Raw genomic sequence first — 21,813 nt, 5'->3', positions numbered from 1 at the left:
TGGATTCAACGCAAGACTTTCACGTCGGTGCAGTTCGTCAATATCCCCCGGTCGGTTCCCTCTCCCAAGGGGAGAGGGCTAGGGTGAGGGGGCTGTTGGATCAGCCGGCGATCTAGACGGCAACGTGGTAAGGATTCCTCGGATCATGATTCCAGTCCAGAAACGGCTTGCCGGTTTCCATCGGCACCATCTCGATACAGTCCGCCACTGGGCAGGTGATCTGGCACAGATTGCAGCCGACACACTCATCATCGATCACTTCATATTTATGCGTGCCGTCAGCCTGTTTCAAGCTGCTGATCGCCTGGTGTGAAGTGTCTTCGCAGGCAATGTGGCAACGCCCGCAACCGATGCACGCGTCCTGGTCGATCCTGGCGATCACCTGATAGTTGATGTCGAGGTATTTCCAGTCGGTGGTATTGCCCACCGCGCGCCCGGAAAACTCGGCGATGTTGGCGTAGCCTTGGCTGTCCATCCAGCGCGACAGACCGTCCTTCATCTCCTCGACAATCCGGAAACCGTGGAGCATCGCCGCCGTGCACACCTGCACCGCGCCACTGCCCAACGCCATGAACTCCGCCGCGTCACGCCAACTGCCGATGCCACCAATGCCGCAGATCGGCAGGCCCTGGGTCTGCGGATCACGGGCGATCTCGGCGACCATGTTCAGTGCAATCGGCTTGACCGCCGAGCCGCAGTAACCGCCGTGGGTGCTTTTGCTGCCGACGGTGGGCAGGGCGACCATGTGTTCCAGATCGACGCTGGTGATCGAGTTGATGGTGTTGATCAGCGACACCGCATCGGCGCCCCCGCGCTGCGCAGCGCGTGCGGCGATGCGGATGTCGGTGATGTTCGGCGTCAGTTTGACGATCACCGGTAGCGAGCAATAGGTCTTGCACCAGCGCGTCACCTGCTCGACGTACTCCGGCACCTGACCGACCGCCGCGCCCATGCCGCGCTCGGGCATGCCGTGCGGGCAACCGAAATTCAGCTCGATGCCATCGGCACCGGTGGCTTCCACCAGCGGCAGGATGTGTTTCCACGATTCCTCGACGCACGGCACCATCAGCGAGACGATCAGCGCACGGTCCGGCCAGTCCTTCTTGACCTGGGTGATTTCGCGCAGGTTGATCTCCAGCGAGCGGTCGGTGATCAGTTCGATGTTGTTGATGCCCAGCACTTCACGGTTGTTGCCGTAGTGTGCCGAGTAGCGCGACGAGACGTTGACCGCTGCCGGGTCCTCGCCGAGGGTTTTCCAGACCACGCCACCCCAGCCGGCCTCGAAGGCGCGGACCACGTTGTAGGCCTTGTCGGTCGGTGGCGCGGAGGCCAGCCAGAACGGATTGGGCGCTTTGATACCGGCGAAGACTATCGAGAGATCGGCCATTTATGCAGCCTCCACGTTGAGCATCAGTTGCGCGTTGATCGCTTCGGCGGCGAGTTTGCCATGCTGCACCGCTTGCACGGTGAGGTCCTGATCGAGGCTGGTGCAGTCGCCACCGGCATACACGCCGGGAATGCTGGTGCGCAGGTTGTCATCGACCTGAATCCGTTCGCCCTGACGCTTGAGTTCACGGGCCAGCGGGTCGGCGAGGGCGCTGCTGTCGAAGGCCTGACCGATGGCTTTGAAGATCGCGTCGGCGGCCAGTTCGAAGGTCTCGCCAGTGGTTTGCAGGCGACCGTCGACCAGTTGTGTACGGGCGAAACGCATACCGCGCACCTTGCCTTGCGCGTCGAGCAGCACTTCCTCCGGTTGTGCCCAGGTCAGCAGGCGCACCTGATTGGCTTTGGCGATGTCTTGTTCGTGACCGGTGGCGCCCATGTCCGCCGCACCCCGGCGATACACCAGATTCACATCGCGGGCACCGAGGCGGGCCATCTGCACGGCCATGTCGATCGCCGTGTTGCCAGCGCCGAGGACGATGCAGCGTTCGGCCAGTGGCAGTTGCGTCAGGTCATCGGCCTGGCGCAGTTCACGGATGTAATCGGTGGCGGCGAGCAGGCCTGGGGCGTCTTCGTGCGGCAGACCGAGCTGTTTGCTGGCGTTGAGGCCGAGGCCGAGGAACACCGCGTCGAACTGCTGATGCAGCTCGCTGAGGGTCAGATTCTCGCCGAGTTTCTGTCCGTGACGGATTTCGATGCCGCCGATCTGCAGGAGGAAATCCAGCTCCTTCTGCGCGTAGTCGTCGACCAGTTTGTACTTGGCGATCCCGTATTCGTTGAGGCCGCCAGCCTTCTCCCGTGCTTCGAAAATCACCACGTCATGCCCGTGCATCGCACTGCGGTGGGCGCAGGACAAACCCGCTGGCCCGGCGCCGACCACGGCGATGCGCTTGCCGGTGCTCGCCGCACGCTGGAACGGGTGCTCGGTGAAGTGCGCGTTGTCCACGGCGTAGCGTTGCAACAGGCCGATCAGCACTGGCGCGCATTCCTGGGCGTTGTTGCGCACGCAGGCTTGCTGGCAGAGGATTTCCGTCGGGCAGACCCGGGCGCAACTGCCGCCGAGGATGTTCGCCGAGAGAATTTTCTGCGCCGCACCGGGCACGTTGTCCTGATGGATGTTGCGGATGAACGACGGAATATCGATCTCGCTTGGGCACGCGTTGACGCATGGCGCGTCGTAGCAATACAGGCAGCGCGAGGCTTCCAGATGCGCCTGCCGGGCGTTGAGCGGTGGCGCCAGATCGGTGAAATGGCCGGCGAGGGCGGCCGCGCTTTCGTGCGGGTGCGGGAGATGGTTCAGGGTCTCGATCACGGTTTTGTGCCTCACGGTTATTGAGGTTCTCTGCCTCTGATGGGCAGTGGTTTTTGTGTTGTCTGGACGGGCCCCTTCGCGAGCAAGCCCGCTCCCACATTTTGGAATGCGTACACCCTGTGGGAGCGAGCTTGCTCGCGAAGGCCGAAGGCCTGGATTTCAGCGTTTCACAGCCGTCGGCTTGTGCCTCTCAGCCCGCTTGCTCAGCAAGTCAAACACCGCCGGATACGCCGGCCGTTCGATGTACCGCCCGGCCCCACGCTCGGCGCGCAGGTCGCCGTCGGCCCAGACCACTTTGCCTTGGCTGACGGTATGGCTCGGTACGCCGCGCACGGTCTTGCCTTCGAAAATGTTGAAGTCCACCTGCTGATGGTGGGTCTTGGCGGAGATGGTGCGGGTGCCTTGCGGGTCCCACAGCACCAGGTCGGCATCGGCGCCGACGCGGATCGCGCCTTTGCGCGGGTAGAGGTTGAAGATTTTCGCGGTGTGGGTGGAGGTGAGGGCGACGAAGTCCTGCATCGACAAACGTCCGCTGTTGACCCCTTCATCCCATAGAACTGCCATGCGGTCTTCGATGCCGGCGGTGCCATTGGGGATCTTGCTGAAGTCGTCGCGCCCGGCGGCTTTTTGCTCGGCGCAGAAGCAGCAGTGGTCAGTGGCTGTGGTGTGCAGATTGCCGTTTTGCAGACCGTGCCACAGCGCTTCCTGATGCCCGCGCGGGCGGAACGGCGGGCTCATCACGTAACCGGCGGCGGTCTGCCAGTCCGGGTGCTGGTAGACACTGTCGTCGAGCAGCAGATGCCCGGCCAGCACTTCGCCGTACACCGGTTGACCCTTGCTGCGGGCGTAGGTGATTTCGTCCAGCGCTTCCTTGGTCGAGACATGCACCAAGTACAGCGGCGTGCCGATGGTCTCGGCAATACGAATCGCCCGGCTCGCCGCTTCGCCTTCCACCTGCGATGGCCGCGACAGTGGGTGCGCTTCCGGCCCAGTGATGCCCTGGGCCATCAACTTGCGTTGCAGGTGATAGACCAGCTCACCGTTTTCCGCGTGCACAGTCGGTACCGCGCCGAGTTCCAGGCAGCGTTCAAAACTTGCCACCAGCGTGTCGTCGGCGGCCATGATCGCGTTCTTGTAGGCCATGAAATGCTTGAAGCTATTGATCCCGTGATGGCTGACCAGCTCGGCCATTTCCTCACGTACTTGCTCGCTCCACCAGGTGATCGCGACGTGGAAGCCGTAGTCCGATGCCGACTTCTCGGCCCAGCCGCGCCACTGATGAAACGCTTCCATCAACGACTGCTGCGGATTGGGAATCACGAAGTCGATGATCGAAGTGGTCCCGCCAGCCAGACCCGCAGCGGTGCCGCTGTAAAAGTCTTCACTGGCCACGGTGCCCATGAAAGGCAGTTGCATGTGAGTGTGTGGGTCGATGCCGCCGGGCATCAGGTATTGGCCGCTGCCGTCGAGCGCTTCGGCGCCGGCGGGAACATCCAGGTTCTGACCAATGGCTTTGATCACGCCGTCGGCGCAATAGACGTCGGCGCGATAACTTTCATCATGGGTAACAACGGTGGCGCCACGGATCAACAGAGACATTCCGAGTTCCTCGCAGGCATGACCGACTTGTGCCGGTTCTAAATGTTTTATTGATGTACAACGCTGATCGGCGTATTCCTGTCAGCGCTGTCAGGAATAGAAGCTAGTCGCAGTTTTGCAATTGATCAAGATTATTTTTTATAAGCTTATGTCTGTTTTAACTGTATGAAAAATAACGATAAAAACTGCAAATCACCAAAATGGTGAGGCTGTTCACCATTTTGACGCACTTGACAGGATGGAAATATGAGCAAGATTTCCTATGTGAAATCAGCCGCTTGAAGTTGAGCTGCGGTTGAGCGCCCGTGATGAAAAAAAGTGCAGTGCACCAGATTGAGTCCTGACAGTTCGAACAACTTGGCAAACGTTTGGCCTGAGCGTGCAGACAAGTTATCGCGGACTCTTTCGGTGAATAATTAAAACCGAGCAATATCAGAAAGTTGCAATGTGTTTGAACCACGGCCCTACCGTTAAGCGGGGCACCCGGCACGTTTATTGATGCCGCCGCTGACACCATGGCCGGTACACGAAAGTTGTCAGTTCCTCCGGCCATCGTCCGGCTCGCACCCCGTGTGCAGCCGCCTGATGAGCAAAAAAATAATCAGAAGAACAGTGGAGCGGCCATGCAACAGAACAGATCGCAAGTGACCGAGCGCGACGGCTTGTTCGAACTCGAAGCCGGCAGTGACGTCCTCGACAGTCCCCGTTACAACCACGACATGGCACCGACCAAGGTGCGCGAACGAACCTGGAATAAATGGCACATCACCGCGCTGTGGGTCGGCATGTCGGTGTGCGTGCCGACTTACACCCTCGGCGGCGTACTTACCGCGTATTTCGGCCTGACCGTCGGCGAAGCGCTGATGGCGATTCTGCTGGCCAACGTCATCGTGCTGATCCCGTTGACCCTCAATGCTTTCCCCGGCACCAAGTACGGCATTCCATTCCCGGTGTTGCTGCGCTCGTCATTCGGCGTGCTCGGTTCCAACGTGCCGTGCCTGATTCGTGCACTGGTGGCGTGTGGCTGGTTCGGCATTCAGACCATGTTCGGCGGGCTGGCGATTCACCTTTTTCTCGGCTCGATCTTCGACGGCTGGAAATCCCTCGGCGGAACCGGCGAGGTGATCGGCTTCATGATCTTCTGGTCGCTGAATCTGTGGGTGGTGATCCGCGGGGCCGAGTCGATCAAGTGGCTTGAAACCCTGTCCGCGCCGTTGCTGGTGGCGGTCGGCATCGGCCTGCTGATGTGGGCGATGCCCAATGTGTCGATGACCGAGCTGCTGGCGATTCCACCGAAACGCCCGGAAGGCGCGAGCGTGGTCAGTTACTTCGCCGCCGGGCTGACGGCGATGGTTGGCTTCTGGGCCACGCTGTCGCTGAACATTCCTGACTTCAGCCGTTACGCCAAGAGCCAGAAGGACCAGATCCTCGGGCAGATTTTCGGTCTGCCGCTGACCATGTTCCTGTTCGCTTCGCTGGGTGTGGTGATGACTGCCGCGTCGGTGAAACTGGTCGGCGTGACGGTGTCCGACCCGGTGAGCCTGATCGGCCATATCCAGAGCCCGCTGTGGGTGGCGGTGGCCATGGCACTGATCATCATCGCCACGCTGTCGACCAATACCGCAGCGAACATTGTCTCGCCGACCAACGACTTCCAGAACATCGCGCCCAAGGTGATCAACCGCACCAAAGCGGTGTTGCTCACTGGTTTCGTCGGGCTGGCGTTAATGGCCCATGAGTTGCTGAAAAAGCTGGGGCTGATCGTTTCCGATGTCAGCCTGGAAACCGTGTATTCAAACTGGCTGCTGGGCTATTCGAGCCTGCTCGGGCCTATCGCCGGGATCATGGTGGTGGACTATTTCCTGATCAAGAAACAGCAACTGGACCTGGCCGGGTTGTACCGCGATGACGTCTATCCGGCGTTGAACTGGGCCGGGTTTACCGCGTTTGGCGTGCCGGTGGTGCTGACCCTGCTGTCGCTGGGCAGCGATGCGTTCAGTTGGTTTTACAGCTACGGCTGGTTTACCGGTTCGGCGCTGGGTGGGGTGATTTATTACGGGTTGTGTTCGATGCGAAGCAGCCCCTCTGTTGTGAAATCTTCGGTGTGAGGAATGGCCCCTTCGCGAGCAAGCCCGCTCCCACAGGGTGAACGCATTCCAAATGTGGGAGCGGGCTTGCTCGCGAAGACGGCCTCAAATACACACAAGAACTGCCTGTAGAAACTCATAAAAAAACTGCCTGAGGAGATCAACATGAACGCAGCCGTAGACGTTCTGCAATCCACCCATCAGCACATCAACCGCGACCGCCTCTGGGCCTCGCTCATGGAACTGGCCAAGCTCGGTGCCACGGTCAAGGGCGGGGTCTGTCGCCTGGCCCTGACCGACCTCGATCGTCAGGCCCGTGACCTGTTCGTGCAGTGGTGCAAGGACGCCGGGTGCAGCGTCACGGTGGATGAAGTCGGCAATATCTTCGCCCGTCGTCCGGGTCGCAATCCGAACCTGCCACCGGTGATGACCGGCAGCCACATCGACACCCAGCCCACCGGTGGCAAGTTCGACGGCTGCTTCGGCGTACTCGCCGGGGTCGAAGTGCTGCGCACCCTCAATGACCTCGGCGTGGAAACCGAAGCACCGCTGGAAGTGGTGGTCTGGACCAACGAAGAAGGCTCGCGCTTCGCCCCGTGCATGATGGGCTCCGGGGTGTTCGCCGAGAAATTCACCCTTGAAGAAACTCTGGCCAAAGTCGATGCCGAAGGCGTCACCGTTGGCGAAGCCCTGAATGCGATCGGTTACGCCGGGTCACGCAAGGTCAGCGGACATAAGGTCGGTGCCTATTTCGAGGCACACATCGAACAAGGCCCGATCCTCGAAGACGAACAGAAAACCATCGGTGTGGTACTCGGCGCACTCGGGCAGAAGTGGTTCGACCTGAAGTTGCGCGGCGTCGAAGCCCACGCAGGGCCAACCCCGATGCACCTGCGCAAGGACGCGCTGGTCGGCGCCTCGGTGATCGTTGGTGCGGTCAACCGCGCCGCCCTCGGCCATCAACCCCACGCCTGCGGCACCGTCGGTTGCCTGCAAGCCTACCCCGGTTCGCGCAACGTCATCCCCGGCGAAGTGCGCATGACCCTTGACTTCCGGCATCTGCAACCGGAGCGGCTGGATTCGATGATCAGCGAGGTGAAACAAGTCATTGAGGCGACCTGCGAAGAACACGGCCTGACCTATGAACTGACCCCGACGGCCGACTTTCCGCCGCTGTATTTCGAGAAGGGTTGCGTCGAGGCGGTACGCGGCGCGGCAAAAGGCCTTGGCCTGTCGCACATGGACATCGTCAGCGGCGCCGGGCATGACGCGATCTTCCTCGCCGAACTTGGCCCGGCGGGGATGATCTTCGTACCGTGCGAAGGCGGGATCAGCCACAACGAAATCGAGAATGCCGCGCCGGATGATCTGGCGGCTGGGTGTGCGGTGTTGTTGCGGGCGATGCTGGCGGCTTCGGCGATGGTGGCGGAGGGGCAGCGCGCGGCCTGAAAACGCGGCGTGATCTGTGGGAGCTGGCTCGCCAGCGATGGCGGTGGACCAGTCGACACTGGATTAACTGAAAGTCCGTCATCGCTGGCAAGCCAGCTCCCACAGGTTTTTGTTCAGTTGAGTAAAGCGATCAGCCGGGCCGGTCATTCTTGCCCGCTGTGCCCTGGCGTCGGTCGGGGCCGTTGGGGTTGCCGATATCCAGCAACCGTCGTTCTACCAGCACATTCTCCAGCGCCTGACGCTCGACCGGCGCCATTTGGTGTTCGCGCTTTTTCAGCTCCAGCAGAATCGGGCTGGACCAGGTGCGATAAGTCTGTTCGATGTTGCGACGCGACGTCATCAGTCTCTCCTTGATCAAGAGCCCGGTGGATCTGGCAGGGGCTCAATCCGATGAGGGGGTAACCTTAGTCGAGAATCCCCGAGTCCGCGAATGCCGGGCTTTTCTGTGGGAGCGGGCTTGCTCGCGAAAGCGGTGGTTCAGTCGGCACATTTGCTGAATGACACACCGCATTCGCGAGCAAGCCCGCTCCCACCAGGGATTTTGGGAGATATTTGGATCAATCGTCGACGTTCATCATCGCCTGCACACCTTCCCATGCCTCGGCGCGCATCCGTTCGATATCCAGCCCCGGAATCACGCCGTTATCGACCACGATCCGGCCGCCCACCAGGCTGTACTTCACCGTGATCGGTTCTCCCGCGACCACCGGTGCAACCGCACTGTCGTGGAAACCGAAGAAGCGTGGGTGATCAAGGCTGTAGATCACCAGATCCGCCGCTTGCCCGATTTCCAGCGTACCGACCGCGCCCAGTCCCAATACCTGCGCGCCGCCCGCCGTGCCCCAGTGGATCACGTCTTCGGCAGTGGTCGCCGAGGCGCCTTGTTCGGCGCGGTGGATCAGCCACGCGGTGTTGGCTTCGCCGACCATGCTTCCGGATTCGTTGGACGCGACGCCGTCGACGCCGAGGGAAATCTGCACGCCGGCCTCAAACATTTGCGGCACCGGGGCGACACCGCTGCCGAGGCGCGCGTTGCTCACCGGGCAATGCGAGATGCCGGTACCGGTCTGGGCGAGCATGCGGATTTCGCCGGGTTGCAGGTGCACGGCGTGGGCGAACCAGACGTCGGGGCCGAGCCATTCGTGTTCGGCGACGAATTCCACCGGCAGGCAGTTGTATTTCTCGCGGCAGAAATTCACGTAGTTCTGCGTTTCCGACAAATGCGTGTGCAGACGCAAACCGAGGCCGCGCGCGGTGTGCGCCAGTTCGCGCAGCAGGGTCGGCGGCAGCGAAAAGGTCGGTGTGGTTGGCGCGACGACCACCCGGCGCAGGGCATCCGGGGTGTCCTGGTGATACAGCGATTTCAGTCGCTCGATATCGCCGACCATTTGTTCAAGGCTTTCCGGTTGCAGCGCGGTTTTCGAGAAACCCGGGTGCGCGCTGGCGGATTCCAGCGCGCCACCGCGACACAGCACAAAGCGCAGGCCGAACTCATCGGCTAGATCGAACAGCAGGTCCCCGGTCTCGGTGGTGCCGTGGGCGTGGTAGAGATAATGATGATCGGCGCAGGTCGTCACCCCGGACAAAAGCAATTCGACCATGCCCAGCCGAGCGGCGATCCGCGCCAGTTGCGGGGTAAAGCGGTTCAACCTTGGGTAGGGCACGCTCGCCAGCCAGCCTTGCAGATCCTGATTCAAACCTTCGGGCACGGCTTTGAGCAGGTTCTGGAACAGGTGATGGTGGGTGTTGATCCAGCCCGGATAGACCACGCAGTTGCGTGCATCGATCACGCGCTCGCCGGGTTGCGCTTGAAGGTCGGCGGCCATTTCGACGATGCGGCCGTTGACCACGCGAATGTCCACCGCACCGGCCCGGGCACGCGGGCCGCGCAGGCCGGTCATCACCGCCAGCGGGTTTTTGATCAGGATGTTTTGAAGTCGAGTCATGGGCAGGCTCCAGTCAGAGAATGTGCGAGGCGGATTTGCCGGGTGTGGTTTCTGGCACGCTGACGCCGTTGAGCGCCGCGTTGAGCAGCACCGACACCAGGCAGGCGATGACCACGCTGCTGTGCAGGAACGGCTGTGACCACTCGGGCATTTGTTTGAACAGGGTGGGGGCGAGCACCGGTACCAGCGCGGCGGCGATGGTGAAACCGACGATCAATACGTTGTAGCGATTGCGCTCGTAATCGACCTTGGCCAGGGTCTGGATCCCCGCCGCCGCGACCACGCCGAACATCGCAATACCGGCGCCGCCCAGCGCCGCGGTCGGCATCGACGCGATGATCGCCCCAGCCTTGGGCACCAGCGCAATCGAGCACATCAGCAAGCCGCTGACCGCCACCACCCAACGGCTGCGCACGCCGGTCAGGATCACCAGACCGACGTTTTCCATGAAGGCAATGAACGGAAACGCGGCGAACATCCCGGCGATGGTGCTGGCCAGGCCATTGGCGCGCAGGCCATTGACCACTTGCTGGTCTTCCACCGGTTTGTCGACGATGTCGCCGATGGCCACGAACAGCCCCATCGACTCGACCATCTGCACGATCATCACCACCACCATGGTCGCGATAGGGATCAGGCTGAACGTCGGCAGGCCGAAGTAGAACGGGTAGGGCACGGTCAGCCACGGCGCCTCTTCAACACTGTGGAAATTGCCCATGCCCAGACCGTAGGCCAGACCGGCGCCGACCAGCATGCCCACCAGCACCGCCATGTTGCGCAGCAGCGGACTGCCATAGCGATTGACCAGCAGAATGGTCAGCAGCACCACCACCGCCACCGCGAGAAATGCCGGGGCGCCGAAGTTGCTCGCGTTGCGCCCGCCACCGACCCATTCATAGGCGATGGGGAACAGCTGCAAACCGATCACCGTGACGATGCAGCCGGTGACCACCGGCGGGAAAAACCGCCGTAATCGGCCCACAAACGGCGCCATCAGCAGGGTGAAAATCCCCGCGCCGATCACCGCGCCGCAGACTCCCGCAAACCCCACTTCGGGGTTGCTGCCAATGGCAATCACCGGACCGACGCTGCTGAACGCCACGCCTTGCAGGATCGGCAGGCGTACACCGAATTTCCAGAAGCCGACGGTCTGCAAAAGGGTGGCGATGCCGGAGCAGAACAGCGTGGTGCTGATCAGCACAACCGTGTCGGCGTGGGACATCTTCAGGGCGCTGGCAACAATCAACGGCACGGCGATGGCGCCGATGTACGAGACGGCCATGTGTTGCAGGCCGAGGGTGAGCATCTGTCGCACCGGCAGAACGCGGTCGACGGGGTGCACGGTGGAGGAAGGAGTGGCTGACGACATGGAATCACCTCTGGCTGTTTTTATGCGGTAGAGAGGGGTATTCGTCTGATGCCGCGTAGCGCCAGAACACGGTGTAACCCTGTGGGAGCGGGCTTGCTCGCGAAAGCGTTGTGTCAGTCGACATCACTGTGCAATGACCCACCGCATTCGCGAGCAAGCCCGCTCCCACATGTTCTGCGCCAGGCGAAAGAACATCAGTCATTCGTGCTGCGAAGCCGCCATCCACCGGCTCCGATGCCTTGTTCAGCCTGCCAGGCAGGCGGCAAAGCCCTGGTTCAGCGCCGCACGGTCCAGGTCGCGGCCGATGAACACGATCTTGCTCGAACGGGGCTCCATGCCCCAGGCGGTCGAGGCGCGGAATTCCACCAGGCTGTGCACGCCCTGCAGCACGTAGCGCTGGTCTTCGTTGGCCACGGCGAGCACGCCTTTCATGCGATAGAGGTTGTCGGCCTGGGACGAGCGCAGCTCGCTGATCCAGCGGTGGAACGCCATCAGATTGACCGCGCCGTCGACGGTGATGCCCACCGATGACACGCTCGGATCGTGTTCGTGGTCTTCTGATTCATGGTGGTGGTCATGGTCGTGATGCTCAGGTTCCGCGCCGATTTCCATAAGCTTCTGCGTGCACTCGAACGCACCGATGCCGAGGATTTTCGTCAGGTCGATCTGCGCGTGGGTGGAGGTCACCAGATCTGCGGTGGCGTTCAAACCACGGATCTTGCCGCGCAGAATGTCCACCTCTTCAGGGCTGACCAGATCGACCTTGTTGATCACGATGCGGTCGGCGCAGACGATCTGATCCACCGCCTGATTGTCGACGCCATCCAGTTGCAGATCCTCCAGGTGCTGGGCGATGTGCTTGGCGTCGACCATGGTCACGATCGCGTCGAGTTCGACTTCTTCGGCAATCGGGTCATTGATGAAAAAGCTCTGCGCCACCGGGTACGGATCGGCGAGGCCGCTGGTCTCGATGAGGATGTGATCGAGGCGCACCGGGCGCGCCACCAGCTCGCGGACGATGCGCACCAGGTCCTCACGAACCTCGGCGGTGCAGCACACGCAGCCGTTGACCATTTCGTAGATCTCTTCGGTCTCCGAGCTGAGCACCAGATCGCCGTCGATGCCGACCTCGCCGAACTCGTTTTCGATCACGGCAATCTTGCGCCCGTGGTTTTCCTTGAGGATGTAGTTGAGCAGGGTGGTTTTGCCGGCACCGAGGAAGCCGGTGAGGATGGTCACGGGGATTTTGGTGTTGGGGGTTGGGGCGTTGAAGGGGGTGTTCATCTGGAGCTCCTTGATGGACGCGGATTTGCTTTGGGTGGGAGCGGGCTTGCTCGCGAATGCGGTGGTTCAGCCACCATCATTGTTGAATGACCCACCGCATTCGCGAGCAAGCCCGCTCCCACAGGGTTCTCGGTGTTCTTTCCAGCGGGTGGCAACGCCGGCATCGAGGCCGAACAGGTCGAGCACCCGGCCGAGGCTGTGATCGACCATCTGCGCCAGGCTCTCGGGCCGGGCATAAAACGCCGGCACTGGGGGCGCGATGATTCCGCCCATCTCGGTGACGGCGGTCATGTTGCGCAGGTGGGCGAGGGTCAGCGGGGTTTCGCGGGCCATCAGCACCAGCGTGCGGCGTTCCTTGAGGGTGACGTCGGCGGCGCGGCCGATCAGCCCGGAAGACGTGCCGGTGGCGATCTCCGCCAGCGTGCGCATCGAACACGGCGCGACCACCATGCCCAGGCAGCGAAACGAACCGCTGGCGATCCCGGCCGCGACGTCATCGGCGCGGTGGTAGTGGCTGGCGAGCGCAATGACGTCGGCCAGTTTGTAGTCGGTCTCGTGGGCCATGGTCAGCAGCGCGGCGCGGCTGATGATCAGGTGGCTTTCGATGTCCAGTTCGGCGAGCAATTGCAAAAGACGCACGCCGTAGATGAAGCCGGACGCGCCACTGATGCCCACCACCATCCGCTGACGGTTCACGATGCCAGCCCTTTGAGCAGTTGCCGGGCACGTTCGAGCACGTTCTGATCGAGCTGCGCCTTGATCCCGTCGAAGCCAGAGCCACGGGTGGCGTCCAGGCCCATGCGCGAAGTGGTGCCGTTGACCGAGGACGACGGATCCAGCGGGCTGCCGGGCAAGCCGTCGATCATGAACAGATCCAGATGCGGCTGGAAATGCGTGGCCAGCGCCCACAACACTTGGCTGTCGTCAGTGATGTCGATATCGCTGTCCACCGCGATCACGCTTTTCAGATAAGGATCCCAGCCGAGCAGGGCCAGCATGATTTGCCGCGCCTCACCGTCGCGGCTCTGATCCAGTGCCACGTAGCAATGAAAATGCGTGCCGGAGTTCGGGTAATGCACGGCGGTGACGGCGGGGAAACGCGCCTTGAGCTTTTCGCTCATTTCCGCTTCGCGCGGCAGCCGGGCGAGGGTCAGGTGTTCGGCGTAGCGGCCGCCCATCACGTCCACCAGCCAGGCGTCCTTGCGCCGCAGCAGGGTGTCGACGCGCAGCACGTTGTTGGTCGAGCGATCCGAGGAGTAACCGCTGAACTCGCCGAACGGGCCTTCCTCGGCGTAGGCCGTCGGGTCGATGGCGCCTTCGAGGACGAACTCGGCGTATGCCGGGACGCCGATGCCATAGCGCGGGGTCTTGACCAGTTCCAGCGGCGCGCCGAACAAGCCGCCGGCTACGGCGCGTTCATCGCTGCCGTAGGGCAAACGCGCCGCTGCCGCGAGCATGAACATAGGGTGCGCGCCGACCACCATCGCCACGCGCAATTCTTCGCCGCGCTCACGGGCGGTCTGCAGCATCCGCCACAGGTGTCCGCGCGAGTGCAGGCTGGTCGCCAGGGACTGGCGAGCGTGGCGCATCGAGCGGTGGTAGCTCATGTTGGCGATGCCGGTCAGCGGGTCCTCGGCGATGATGATCGCGTTGGTGATGTACGGCCCGCGATCGCTGTCGAAGTGCTTGAGCATCGGCAGCAGCGCCAGATCCACGGCTTCGCCTTCGAACACTTCATCGAGCACCGGGCCGCTTTCCACGTAGCGCGGGGCGATGGGCTGGTTGGCGCGACGCTGGAAGGTTTCGTGCAGTTGTGCCGGGGTGACATCGAACAACCGGGCAATGCGGGTGCGGGAGGCGAACAGGTTAGTTGCCACCGGTACCTTGAGGCCGCCGACGTTGTCGCAGATCAGCAATGGATCGCGGCCCTGTGTGGCGAGGGCATCGACCAGGGCGGTGATGTCCTGATCGGCAGAAAGGGTTTGGGTGATGGTCAGCACATCGTCCGGGTACTCACGGCGATAGGCGTCGATGAACACGTGAAAATCCTGAGAATCGCCGAGCGTCGAACGGGTCATGGTTTCACCTCGTAAAAAGCAGGCACGCAGGGGTGAGAGGGCGTTCGATCGAGCAGCAGTTGGCCTGCCGGTCGAGGGAACGCCGGGTCATCTTCGTGCCTGTAAAGTCGCTGTGTAACTGTCGTAACACGGCCCCAATGTGGGAGCGGGCTTGCTCGCGAATGCGGTGGATCAGCCACCTTCATTGTTGAATGACGCACCGCTTTCGCGAGCAAGCCCGCTCCCACATGGATTGTGTGTGGCTACAAGTACGTGGTGGTCAGGCGAATATCCGCCTCAACCAGATCCTTCGGCGGTGGCGTCGGCTCGATCCCGCACAAACGGGCGATGTTGTTGCCCAGGTAGTCCTCCAGATGATCCTCATCGATGCCCAGACCTTGCGGCGCCGGTGAGCACAACACCTCCAGTTCGCGCAGCCACATGCCCGGTTCGTTCGGCGGCGAGTCGGTGCCGAACACGATCTTGTTGCGCGGCAGCTCCTTGGCGAATTCGACGATCCGCGACTGGAAGCACCAACCCGATTCGCAGTACACGTTCGGCGTGTCCATCGCCATCCAGAACGCCTCGAACGAGTAGTTGCCGCCGGTCTGGATGCCGAAGTGGCCGATGATGAAATTGACCATCGGGAACTCACGGATGATCGGGTAGAACATCGTCGGAATGGTGTACGGGCCGTCGCCGGTATGGATCAGCACCACGATGTTGTACTTGGCGCAGACTTTCATTGCCGGGCGCAACCAGTCCAGCGCCCGATCCGGGCGATAGCCGTGCATGTTGGCGTGCAGCTTGAGCATCTTGAAGCCGTATTCCTTGATGTGGAATTCCAGCTCCGCCGCACCGTTTTCCGGTCCCCAGCGCGGGTTGAAGTTGAAGTTGCCGATGAAGCGATCCGGGTACTTCACGCAGAGTTCGGCGACGTACGACATGTAGTCACGCACGCCCTCGCGGCCACGGCGGTTACCGTCGCGATAACCGGTGTTGCCCGGTGGCGGCTGGATGAAACCCATGTCGATGCGGCGCGGTTTGCCGTTGATCATGTACGGGCCGTCCATCAGTTTGAGCATGCGCTCGCCAGTGAACGGTTCGCCGGTGTGGCGCCAGGCTTCGTCGACCAGATTGGTGGGGTGCAGATGGGTGTCGATGATCATCGGTTCAGCTCCTGGCCAGTTGCGTGGTGACGGGGCGCTTGAGTTGCGCCTCTGCTTCGGAAACGGAACGCGGCGGCGGGGTCGGTTCGAGGCCGATCATCCGCGCGGTGTTGTTGCCCAGGTATTCCTCGAGGGTGTCTTCGTCGAGGTTCAGGCCTTGCGGCGGCTCGTGGCACAACACTTCGAGCAGGCGCAGCCACATGCCCGGTTCGTTCGGCGGGGTGTCGGTGCCGAACAGGATCTTGTGCGTCGGCAAGACCTTGGCGAACTCGACGATCCGCGATTGCAGGCACCAGCCCGATTCGCAGTAGACATTGGGCAGCTCCATCGCCCATTGCATCGGTTCGAACACGTAGACCCCGCCGGTCTGCACGCCGAAGTGGGCCATGATGAAATTCACGTTGGGGAATTCCTTGATCATCGGCACCCATTCCGACGGGATGCTGTACGGCCCGTCACCGGTGTGCAGCTTGACCGGAATGCCCAGCTCGGCGCATTTCTCGAAGCACGGGCGCACCCAGTCCAGTGCACGATCAGGCCGGTAGGCGTGCATGTTGGCCTGCATCTGCACCATCTTGAAGCCGTGTTCCTTGACGTAGCGCTCGATCGCCTCGACGCCGTTTTCCACGCCGCAGCGCGGGTTGTAGACGAAGCAGCCGATGAAACGATCCGGGTAGGTCTGCACCATTTTCAGGGTGTAGGCCATGTAGGCGTCGATGGATTCACGGCCCGAGAGTTCGCCGTCGGTCCAGGTGTAAATGGTGTTGCCCTGCGGCGGCTGGATGAAGGCTTTGTCGATCCGGCGAGGTTTGCCGTTGACCATGTACGGGCCATCCATCATCTCCAGCAAACGCTCGCCGGTGAACGGGTCACCGTCATGCCTCCAGGCGAGGTCCACGAGATCCGTGGGATAGCAGCTGATATCGATGATCATTGAAGTCGATCTCCTGATAGCGGGGAAGGGAGCCTTGCGGCTCTCGGCATCCACGCCCCGGGCTATCGGCCATTTCTATGCGCAGCACTCGCGCATTCCCTCGCCTGTTCGCATCCGGCCCGGGTGGGTGGTTGCTGAGGGCGAGTATTGGAAGGCGGGGGAGGGTTCGTACAATATTAATTGGGTGGGGTGGTGATACTTCTGGGATATGGGCCTTGGATCAAGAGCCTTGCCCTCACCCTAGCCCTCTCCCGGAGGGAGAGGGAACCTACGGAGGTGTCTTTCGGTTTACATCGACCTGAAAGATCCAGTCGATTATGGATTCACAGCTGAGCTTTCACGTCGGCGTAATTCGTCAATATTCCCCAATCGGTCCCCTCTACCTCTGGGAGAGGGAACTTACGGAGGTGTCTTTCGGTTTACATCGACCTGAAAGATCCAGTCGATTATGGATTCACAGCTGAGCTTTCACGTCGGCGTAATTCGTCAATATTCCCCAATCGGTCCCCTCTACCTCTGGGAGAGGGATAGGGTGAGGGCAGCGTTCTCAAGCGTACACAGAGCCAACTGTTTGATGACCTCAACCACCGGCGCCACACGCTCGGCCTGCCCATGCGGCCAAACCGCATACAGGTTGTAATGCGCAGCAATCTGCGCCTCGTTCAACGCCACCAGCCGCCCATTGCGCAACGCATCGGCGGCGAGTAAACCGCGCACCAGCCCGGCACCAACCCCGGCTTCAGCCGCCGCAATCAGGTTCGCCGCATTATCGAAAATCACCCGCGCCGCTGGCTCTACCGGGGGCATTCCGGCCGCATCCAGCCACGGAATCCACGAGCGCCGCGTATAGCCCAACAGCGGCAATTCAAGAATCTGCGCCGGGCTCAGCGGCAACTGCAAACCATAGCGTTCAAGCAGCGCCGGTGAAGCCACCGCCAGCACCCGGTCGCCGCAGATCTGCGTCATCTCGCAGTCATCCCAATCGCCATAACCGTAACGCAACGCCAGATCGACCCGCTCAAACGTGCTGCGATCACTGCGTGGCATCGACAGCAGCGTCACCTCGTAATCCGGAAGTCCGTCGAGCAACTCCGGCAGGCGCGGATTGAGCCAGCTCTGCGCCAGTTCACTGTCGACGTCCAGGGTCAGGCGTTGCGCCACGCTGCGGTTTTTCACCGAGGACAGCGCCCGGTCGATCTGCGCCAGACCGTCCGACAGCACGCTGGCAAACAGTTGCCCGGCATCGGTCAGGTTGCTGCCGCCGCCTTCACGCACGAACAGCGGCTGGCCGATGAATTCTTCGAGAGCGCGGATTTGCTGGCTGATCGCGCTGTGCGTCAAGTCGAGCTTGCGCGCGGCACTGGAGAAACTGCCGCTGCGCGCCGCTTGGATGAACGCGCTCATGGACTGCACCGACGGGTATCGCTTGTACATGTTGTTAGTCCTGCTTACACCGGTTGGCAGAAATCGTCGCTGGCCGCGTGTTGCGTGGGCTTCCAATAATCGGTCACCAGGCCCGCACAAAGACGGGCCGCTCTTTTGGAGCCTGACAATGATCGCATTCACGGTTAACGGCGAACGACGCGAGCTGGATGAAGCGTCCCCCTCCATGCCCTTGTTATGGGTACTGCGTGATCAACTGAAACTCACCGGCACCAAATTCGGCTGCGGCATGGGCCTGTGCGGTGCCTGCACCGTGCATCTGGACGGCGTCGCGGTGCGTTCCTGCCAGCTGCCGCTGGCCGCCGTCGCGGGCCACAGCATCACCACCATCGAAGGCTTGTCGCCGACACAAAATCATCCGCTGCAACTGGCCTGGGTCGCCGAAGATGTGCCGCAATGCGGCTACTGTCAATCCGGGCAGATCATGTCCGCCGCCGCGCTGCTCAACACCGGCGCGGCGGTGACTGACGATTCGATCCGCAATGCGATGTCGGGGAATATCTGCCGTTGCGGCACTTACGCGCGGATCAACAAAGCGATCAAACGTGCGGCGAACGCGCCGAAGGAGGCGTGATGAGCCGGCTCGACGACACCTTGCTCGAACCGTCCCGCCGGGTGTTTCTCAAGCAAGCGGCGACGGTCGCTTCGGGCCTGGCGATTGCCTTGTATCTGCCCTCCGGCAGCGCCGCCAGCGACCCGAAAGCTCCGGCGCCGGCCACCGAATTCGGGCCCAACGCCTGGGTGCGGATCTTCCCCGACGGCACAGTGAAACTGGTGGTGCACAAACACGATTCCGGCACCGGCACGCAAACGGCGTTGGCCGCGTGTGTGGCCGAAGAGCTGGATGTGAACCCGATGACCGTGCAGGTCATCACCCCGGAAGATCCGTTCTTCGAGACCTACATTCATCCGGTCTGGAAAGTCTTCTCCACCGGCGGCAGCACCAGCGTGTCGCTGGAGTACGAACGCTTGCGCATGGCCGGGGCCACGGCGCGGGCGCTGCTGATCGCGGCGGCAGCGCAGCAATGGAAAGTCAGCCCCGACAGCTGCAGCACCGAAGAAGGTCGGGTGGTTCATCTGCCCAGCAAACGCAGCCTCGGCTACGGCGAACTGGTCGGCGTGGCGGCGCATTTGCCGGCGCCGGCCAGTGTCACGCTGAAGGATCCGACGCAGTTCAAATACATCGGCAAACTGCGGCACAAGCGCGATGCCACGGCCAAGGTCTGCGGGCGCTTCAAGTACAGCATCGACGTGCAGTTGCCGGGGATGCTGGTGGCAGTGATTCAGCGCGCGCCGGTGGTCGGGGCGAAAGTCGTCAGCGTGGATTCGGCGGCGGCATTGCAGGTGCCGGGCGTGCGCCAGGTGCTTGCAGTCCCCGGGCGCCCGGACGTGCTCGGCGGCAATCTGGAAGGCGTCGCGGTGCTGGCCGAGACGTTCTGGGCGGCGCAGCAGGGGCGCAAAGTGCTGGAGATCAAATGGAGCGATTCGCCGCTGGCCGGGTTCGACAGCGCGGAACTGGCCAAGGCCCAGGCTGCCGCTATTTCCGACCCGAACAGCCAGACCATCAAAGCCATGACGCATGGCGATGTCGGCGCGCAATGGCCGCACGCGGCGCAACTGATCGAAGCCGATTACCGCATGCCGTACAAGGTGCAGAACCCGCTCGAGCCAATCTGCATCACCGCGCACGTGCAGGACAAGGCGATCACTTATTGGGGCGGCGTGCAGGTGCCGTCGTCGGCGCTGGAAGCTGCGCAAACCGTATGCGGCATCGCCAAGGAGAAGGTCACCATCAATGAGCTGGTGTCCGGCGGCAGCTTCGGCGCGCGGGAGGCCAAATACTGGTTGTTCGAGGTGGCGTATCTGGCGCAGCAGATGGGTGTGCCGGTGAAATTACTGAACAGTCGCGAAGATGAAATGCACGCACTGTTCAATCACCCGGCGACGCTGCACCGGGTCAGAGGCGCGCTGGATGCCCAAGGCAAACTCAACGCACTGCAACTGCACGCGGTGTCACCGGCCTCGCCGGAGCAGTGGGAGCCGGGCTATTTCGAACGCCCGGATCACATGGATTACAGCACTACCGAAGCGATCACCGCGTGGGACTTCGCCTACCGTCCGCCGCACCTGGAGTTGAACTGGGTCAAGCACGAAAGCCATGTGCCCAGCGGCTGGTATCGCTCGGTGAGCTTTATTCCCAACGTGTTCGCCGTCGAGAGCTTCATGGACGAGTTGGCGCATGCGGCAGGCGCGGATCCGCTGGCGTTCCGTCTGGCCAACATGCAGGAGCGGCCACGGCATGTGGCGGTGCTCAAACAGGCTGCCGAACGCGCCGGATGGGGCCAGTCATTGCCGCCGGGCACTGCGCTGGGGATTGCGACCCATCAGGGTTACAGCAGTTTTATTGCGGTGGTGGCGCGGGTCGCGATGGTCGATGGCCAGCCGAAAGTCGAGAAGCTGACCTGCGTGGTCGATTGCGGTCTGGCGGTTTCGCCCGGCGGGGTCGAGGAGCAGATCTACGGCGGACTGATGTGGGGCTTGGGCCATGCGTTGTTTGATCGCCTCGACATTCAACAGGGCAGGGTGGTGCAGAGCAATTTCCACGACTACCGCGTGACCCGCATGTCGGACATGCCGGCCACCGACATCGTGGTGCTGGATGGCGAGCCGGGCAAGCCCGGTGGCGTAGGCGAGTTGGGCAGTCCGTCGGTGGCGCCGGCGATTGCCAACGCCTTGTTTGCGCTGACCGGCGTGCGCCAGCGCTCAACGCCGCTGAGTCTGGGGTAAGCGCCATGGACCTGCGTCTGCTGCGGTACTTCATGGCCCTGGCCGATGAGCTGCATTTCGGCCGCGCCGCCGAGCGTTTGCACATCTGCCAGCCGCCGCTGAGCCAGCAGATTCGCCTGCTGGAGGAGGAGTTGGGCACGCCGCTGTTCGAGCGCAGTCACCACCGGGTCGAACTGACAGCGGCGGGGCAGATGCTCAAGGAGCAGGCGCCGCTGGTGTTCGAACAGCTCGAACGAGCGCTGGACCTGACCCGTCAGACCGGGCGGGGACAGCTCGGCGAGCTGGAAATCGGTATGATCAGTTCGGTGATGGTCGGCGTGCTGCCCAAGGCCTTGCATCTGTTTCGCGAGCGCTATCCGCAGGTGAACTGGCGGCTGCATGAAATGACTCCGGCGGCACAGGTCAAGGCGTTGAAGGAAAAGCGTATCGACGCTTGCGTGTTCCGCGTCGGTTATGACGATCCGTTGCTGCGCAATGAGTTGCTGATCTACGAGCCGATCCATGTGGTGATGCCGGCCGATCATCCGCTGGCCAAGCGCGAATTGCTGGCCCCGGCGGATCTGGCCCAGGAGCCGTTTGTTGCGCTGGAGCTGAAGCAGTCGCGGTTCGCCAACTTCCTTTATCAGTGCTGCATTCAGGCCGGATTCACCCCGCAGATCCGCCAGCAGGTGATCGAGGTGCAGACCTTGCTCAGTCTGGTGCGCGCGGGTTTCGGGGTGGCGCTGCTGCCTGCTTCTATCGAGCAGTTGGCCCCGGCGGGGCTGGTGTTTCGCAAGCTGACACCGGCGCTGCCGGAGGTGCCTTTGTATGCGACTTACCGGGCGGATGATGCCTCGCCGGTGCTCAAGCTGTTTCTCGATACGTTGCGGGAGTTGGTGGAAATGTCGGGCCAACCTTGATCCCCCTTGTGGGAGCGGGCTTGCTCGCGAAGGCG

The 21,813-nt window shown here is 62.2% G+C and carries 17 protein-coding genes and 1 pseudogene; 6 read left to right on the top strand and 12 right to left on the bottom strand.

The window, feature by feature from the left end; genetic code table 11:
- Positions 1-112: 112 nt before the first annotated feature.
- From preA to hydA, 3 genes are all read right to left on the bottom strand, one after another.
- Positions 113-1,387 carry an NAD-dependent dihydropyrimidine dehydrogenase subunit PreA gene (gene preA / locus M0808_RS14845; RefSeq protein WP_247841686.1) on the bottom strand — a complete coding sequence of 425 codons (1,275 nt, stop codon included), beginning with the start codon at positions 1,385-1,387 and terminating at the stop codon, positions 113-115.
- Positions 1,388-2,755: an NAD(P)-dependent oxidoreductase gene (locus M0808_RS14840; protein ID WP_247841685.1), complete on the bottom strand. Its 1,368-nt coding sequence runs from the start codon at positions 2,753-2,755 to the stop codon at positions 1,388-1,390.
- 159 nt (positions 2,756-2,914) lie between these two features.
- Positions 2,915-4,354: a dihydropyrimidinase gene (hydA, locus tag M0808_RS14835; RefSeq protein WP_247841684.1), complete on the bottom strand. Its 1,440-nt coding sequence runs from the start codon at positions 4,352-4,354 to the stop codon at positions 2,915-2,917.
- A gap of 623 nt (positions 4,355-4,977) precedes the next feature.
- Between hydA and M0808_RS14830 the strand changes: the two genes are divergently transcribed.
- On the top strand, positions 4,978-6,462 hold the full coding sequence (locus M0808_RS14830; protein WP_247841683.1) for an NCS1 family nucleobase:cation symporter-1: 1,485 nt from the start codon (positions 4,978-4,980) through the stop codon (positions 6,460-6,462).
- A 144-nt stretch (positions 6,463-6,606) separates the two neighbouring features.
- Entirely contained in the window at positions 6,607-7,890 is a 1,284-nt protein-coding gene (locus M0808_RS14825; protein WP_247841682.1) for a Zn-dependent hydrolase, read from the top strand.
- 130 nt (positions 7,891-8,020) lie between these two features.
- Here the strand turns inward: M0808_RS14825 and M0808_RS14820 are convergent, their stop codons facing one another.
- From M0808_RS14820 to M0808_RS14810, 3 genes are all read right to left on the bottom strand, one after another.
- Positions 8,021-8,230, bottom strand: coding sequence for a hypothetical protein (locus tag M0808_RS14820; RefSeq protein WP_247841681.1), 210 nt, complete (start codon positions 8,228-8,230; stop codon positions 8,021-8,023).
- A 217-nt stretch (positions 8,231-8,447) separates the two neighbouring features.
- Positions 8,448-9,836: an amidohydrolase family protein gene (locus M0808_RS14815; RefSeq protein WP_247841680.1), complete on the bottom strand. Its 1,389-nt coding sequence runs from the start codon at positions 9,834-9,836 to the stop codon at positions 8,448-8,450.
- A 13-nt stretch (positions 9,837-9,849) separates the two neighbouring features.
- Positions 9,850-11,205 carry a nucleobase:cation symporter-2 family protein gene (locus M0808_RS14810; RefSeq protein WP_247841679.1) on the bottom strand — a complete coding sequence of 452 codons (1,356 nt, stop codon included), beginning with the start codon at positions 11,203-11,205 and terminating at the stop codon, positions 9,850-9,852.
- A gap of 48 nt (positions 11,206-11,253) precedes the next feature.
- Here M0808_RS14810 and M0808_RS14805 point away from each other — a divergent pair.
- A pseudogene (locus M0808_RS14805) lies at positions 11,254-11,379 on the top strand (DUF4381 domain-containing protein); the annotation flags it as partial.
- 69 nt (positions 11,380-11,448) lie between these two features.
- Here the strand turns inward: M0808_RS14805 and M0808_RS14800 are convergent.
- The 6 genes from M0808_RS14800 to M0808_RS14775 all read right to left on the bottom strand — a co-directional run bounded on the left by M0808_RS14800 (position 11,449) and on the right by M0808_RS14775 (position 18,083).
- Positions 11,449-12,489, bottom strand: coding sequence for a GTP-binding protein (locus M0808_RS14800; protein WP_247841678.1), 1,041 nt, complete (start codon positions 12,487-12,489; stop codon positions 11,449-11,451).
- A gap of 66 nt (positions 12,490-12,555) precedes the next feature.
- Entirely contained in the window at positions 12,556-13,170 is a 615-nt protein-coding gene (locus M0808_RS14795; RefSeq protein WP_247841719.1) for a UbiX family flavin prenyltransferase, read from the bottom strand.
- An 11-nt stretch (positions 13,171-13,181) separates the two neighbouring features.
- Entirely contained in the window at positions 13,182-14,567 is a 1,386-nt protein-coding gene (locus M0808_RS14790) for a UbiD family decarboxylase (protein WP_247841677.1), read from the bottom strand.
- Positions 14,568-14,809: 242 nt separating this feature from the next.
- Complete coding sequence (locus M0808_RS14785; RefSeq protein ID WP_003224037.1) at positions 14,810-15,715, bottom strand: amidohydrolase family protein; 906 nt, start codon at positions 15,713-15,715, stop codon at positions 14,810-14,812.
- Between the two features lie 4 nt (positions 15,716-15,719).
- The gene (locus tag M0808_RS14780; protein WP_007965237.1) at positions 15,720-16,649 is read right to left on the bottom strand and encodes an amidohydrolase family protein; all 930 of its coding nucleotides are present in this window, start codon (positions 16,647-16,649) and stop codon (positions 15,720-15,722) included.
- 510 nt (positions 16,650-17,159) lie between these two features.
- Positions 17,160-18,083, bottom strand: a complete 924-nt coding sequence (locus tag M0808_RS14775) for a LysR substrate-binding domain-containing protein (RefSeq protein WP_247841676.1) — start codon at positions 18,081-18,083, stop codon at positions 17,160-17,162.
- Between the two features lie 118 nt (positions 18,084-18,201).
- Between M0808_RS14775 and M0808_RS14770 the strand changes: the two genes are divergently transcribed.
- The 3 genes from M0808_RS14770 to M0808_RS14760 are packed head-to-tail and all read left to right on the top strand — an operon-like array spanning position 18,202 to position 21,778.
- Positions 18,202-18,666, top strand: a complete 465-nt coding sequence (locus M0808_RS14770) for a (2Fe-2S)-binding protein (RefSeq protein WP_247841675.1) — start codon at positions 18,202-18,204, stop codon at positions 18,664-18,666.
- Positions 18,666-20,879: a molybdopterin cofactor-binding domain-containing protein gene (locus M0808_RS14765; protein ID WP_247841674.1), complete on the top strand. Its 2,214-nt coding sequence runs from the start codon at positions 18,666-18,668 to the stop codon at positions 20,877-20,879. Before M0808_RS14770 ends, M0808_RS14765 begins: the two co-directional genes overlap by 1 nt.
- Before the next feature lie 5 nt (positions 20,880-20,884).
- On the top strand, positions 20,885-21,778 hold the full coding sequence (locus M0808_RS14760; RefSeq protein ID WP_247841673.1) for a LysR substrate-binding domain-containing protein: 894 nt from the start codon (positions 20,885-20,887) through the stop codon (positions 21,776-21,778).
- The last annotated feature ends 35 nt before the right edge of the window (positions 21,779-21,813 follow it).

This window comes from Pseudomonas sp. MWU12-3103b, assembly GCF_023100615.1.
Lineage (GTDB): Bacteria > Pseudomonadota > Gammaproteobacteria > Pseudomonadales > Pseudomonadaceae > Aquipseudomonas > Aquipseudomonas putida_A.
This window is presented reverse-complemented; position numbering and strand designations above follow the sequence as displayed.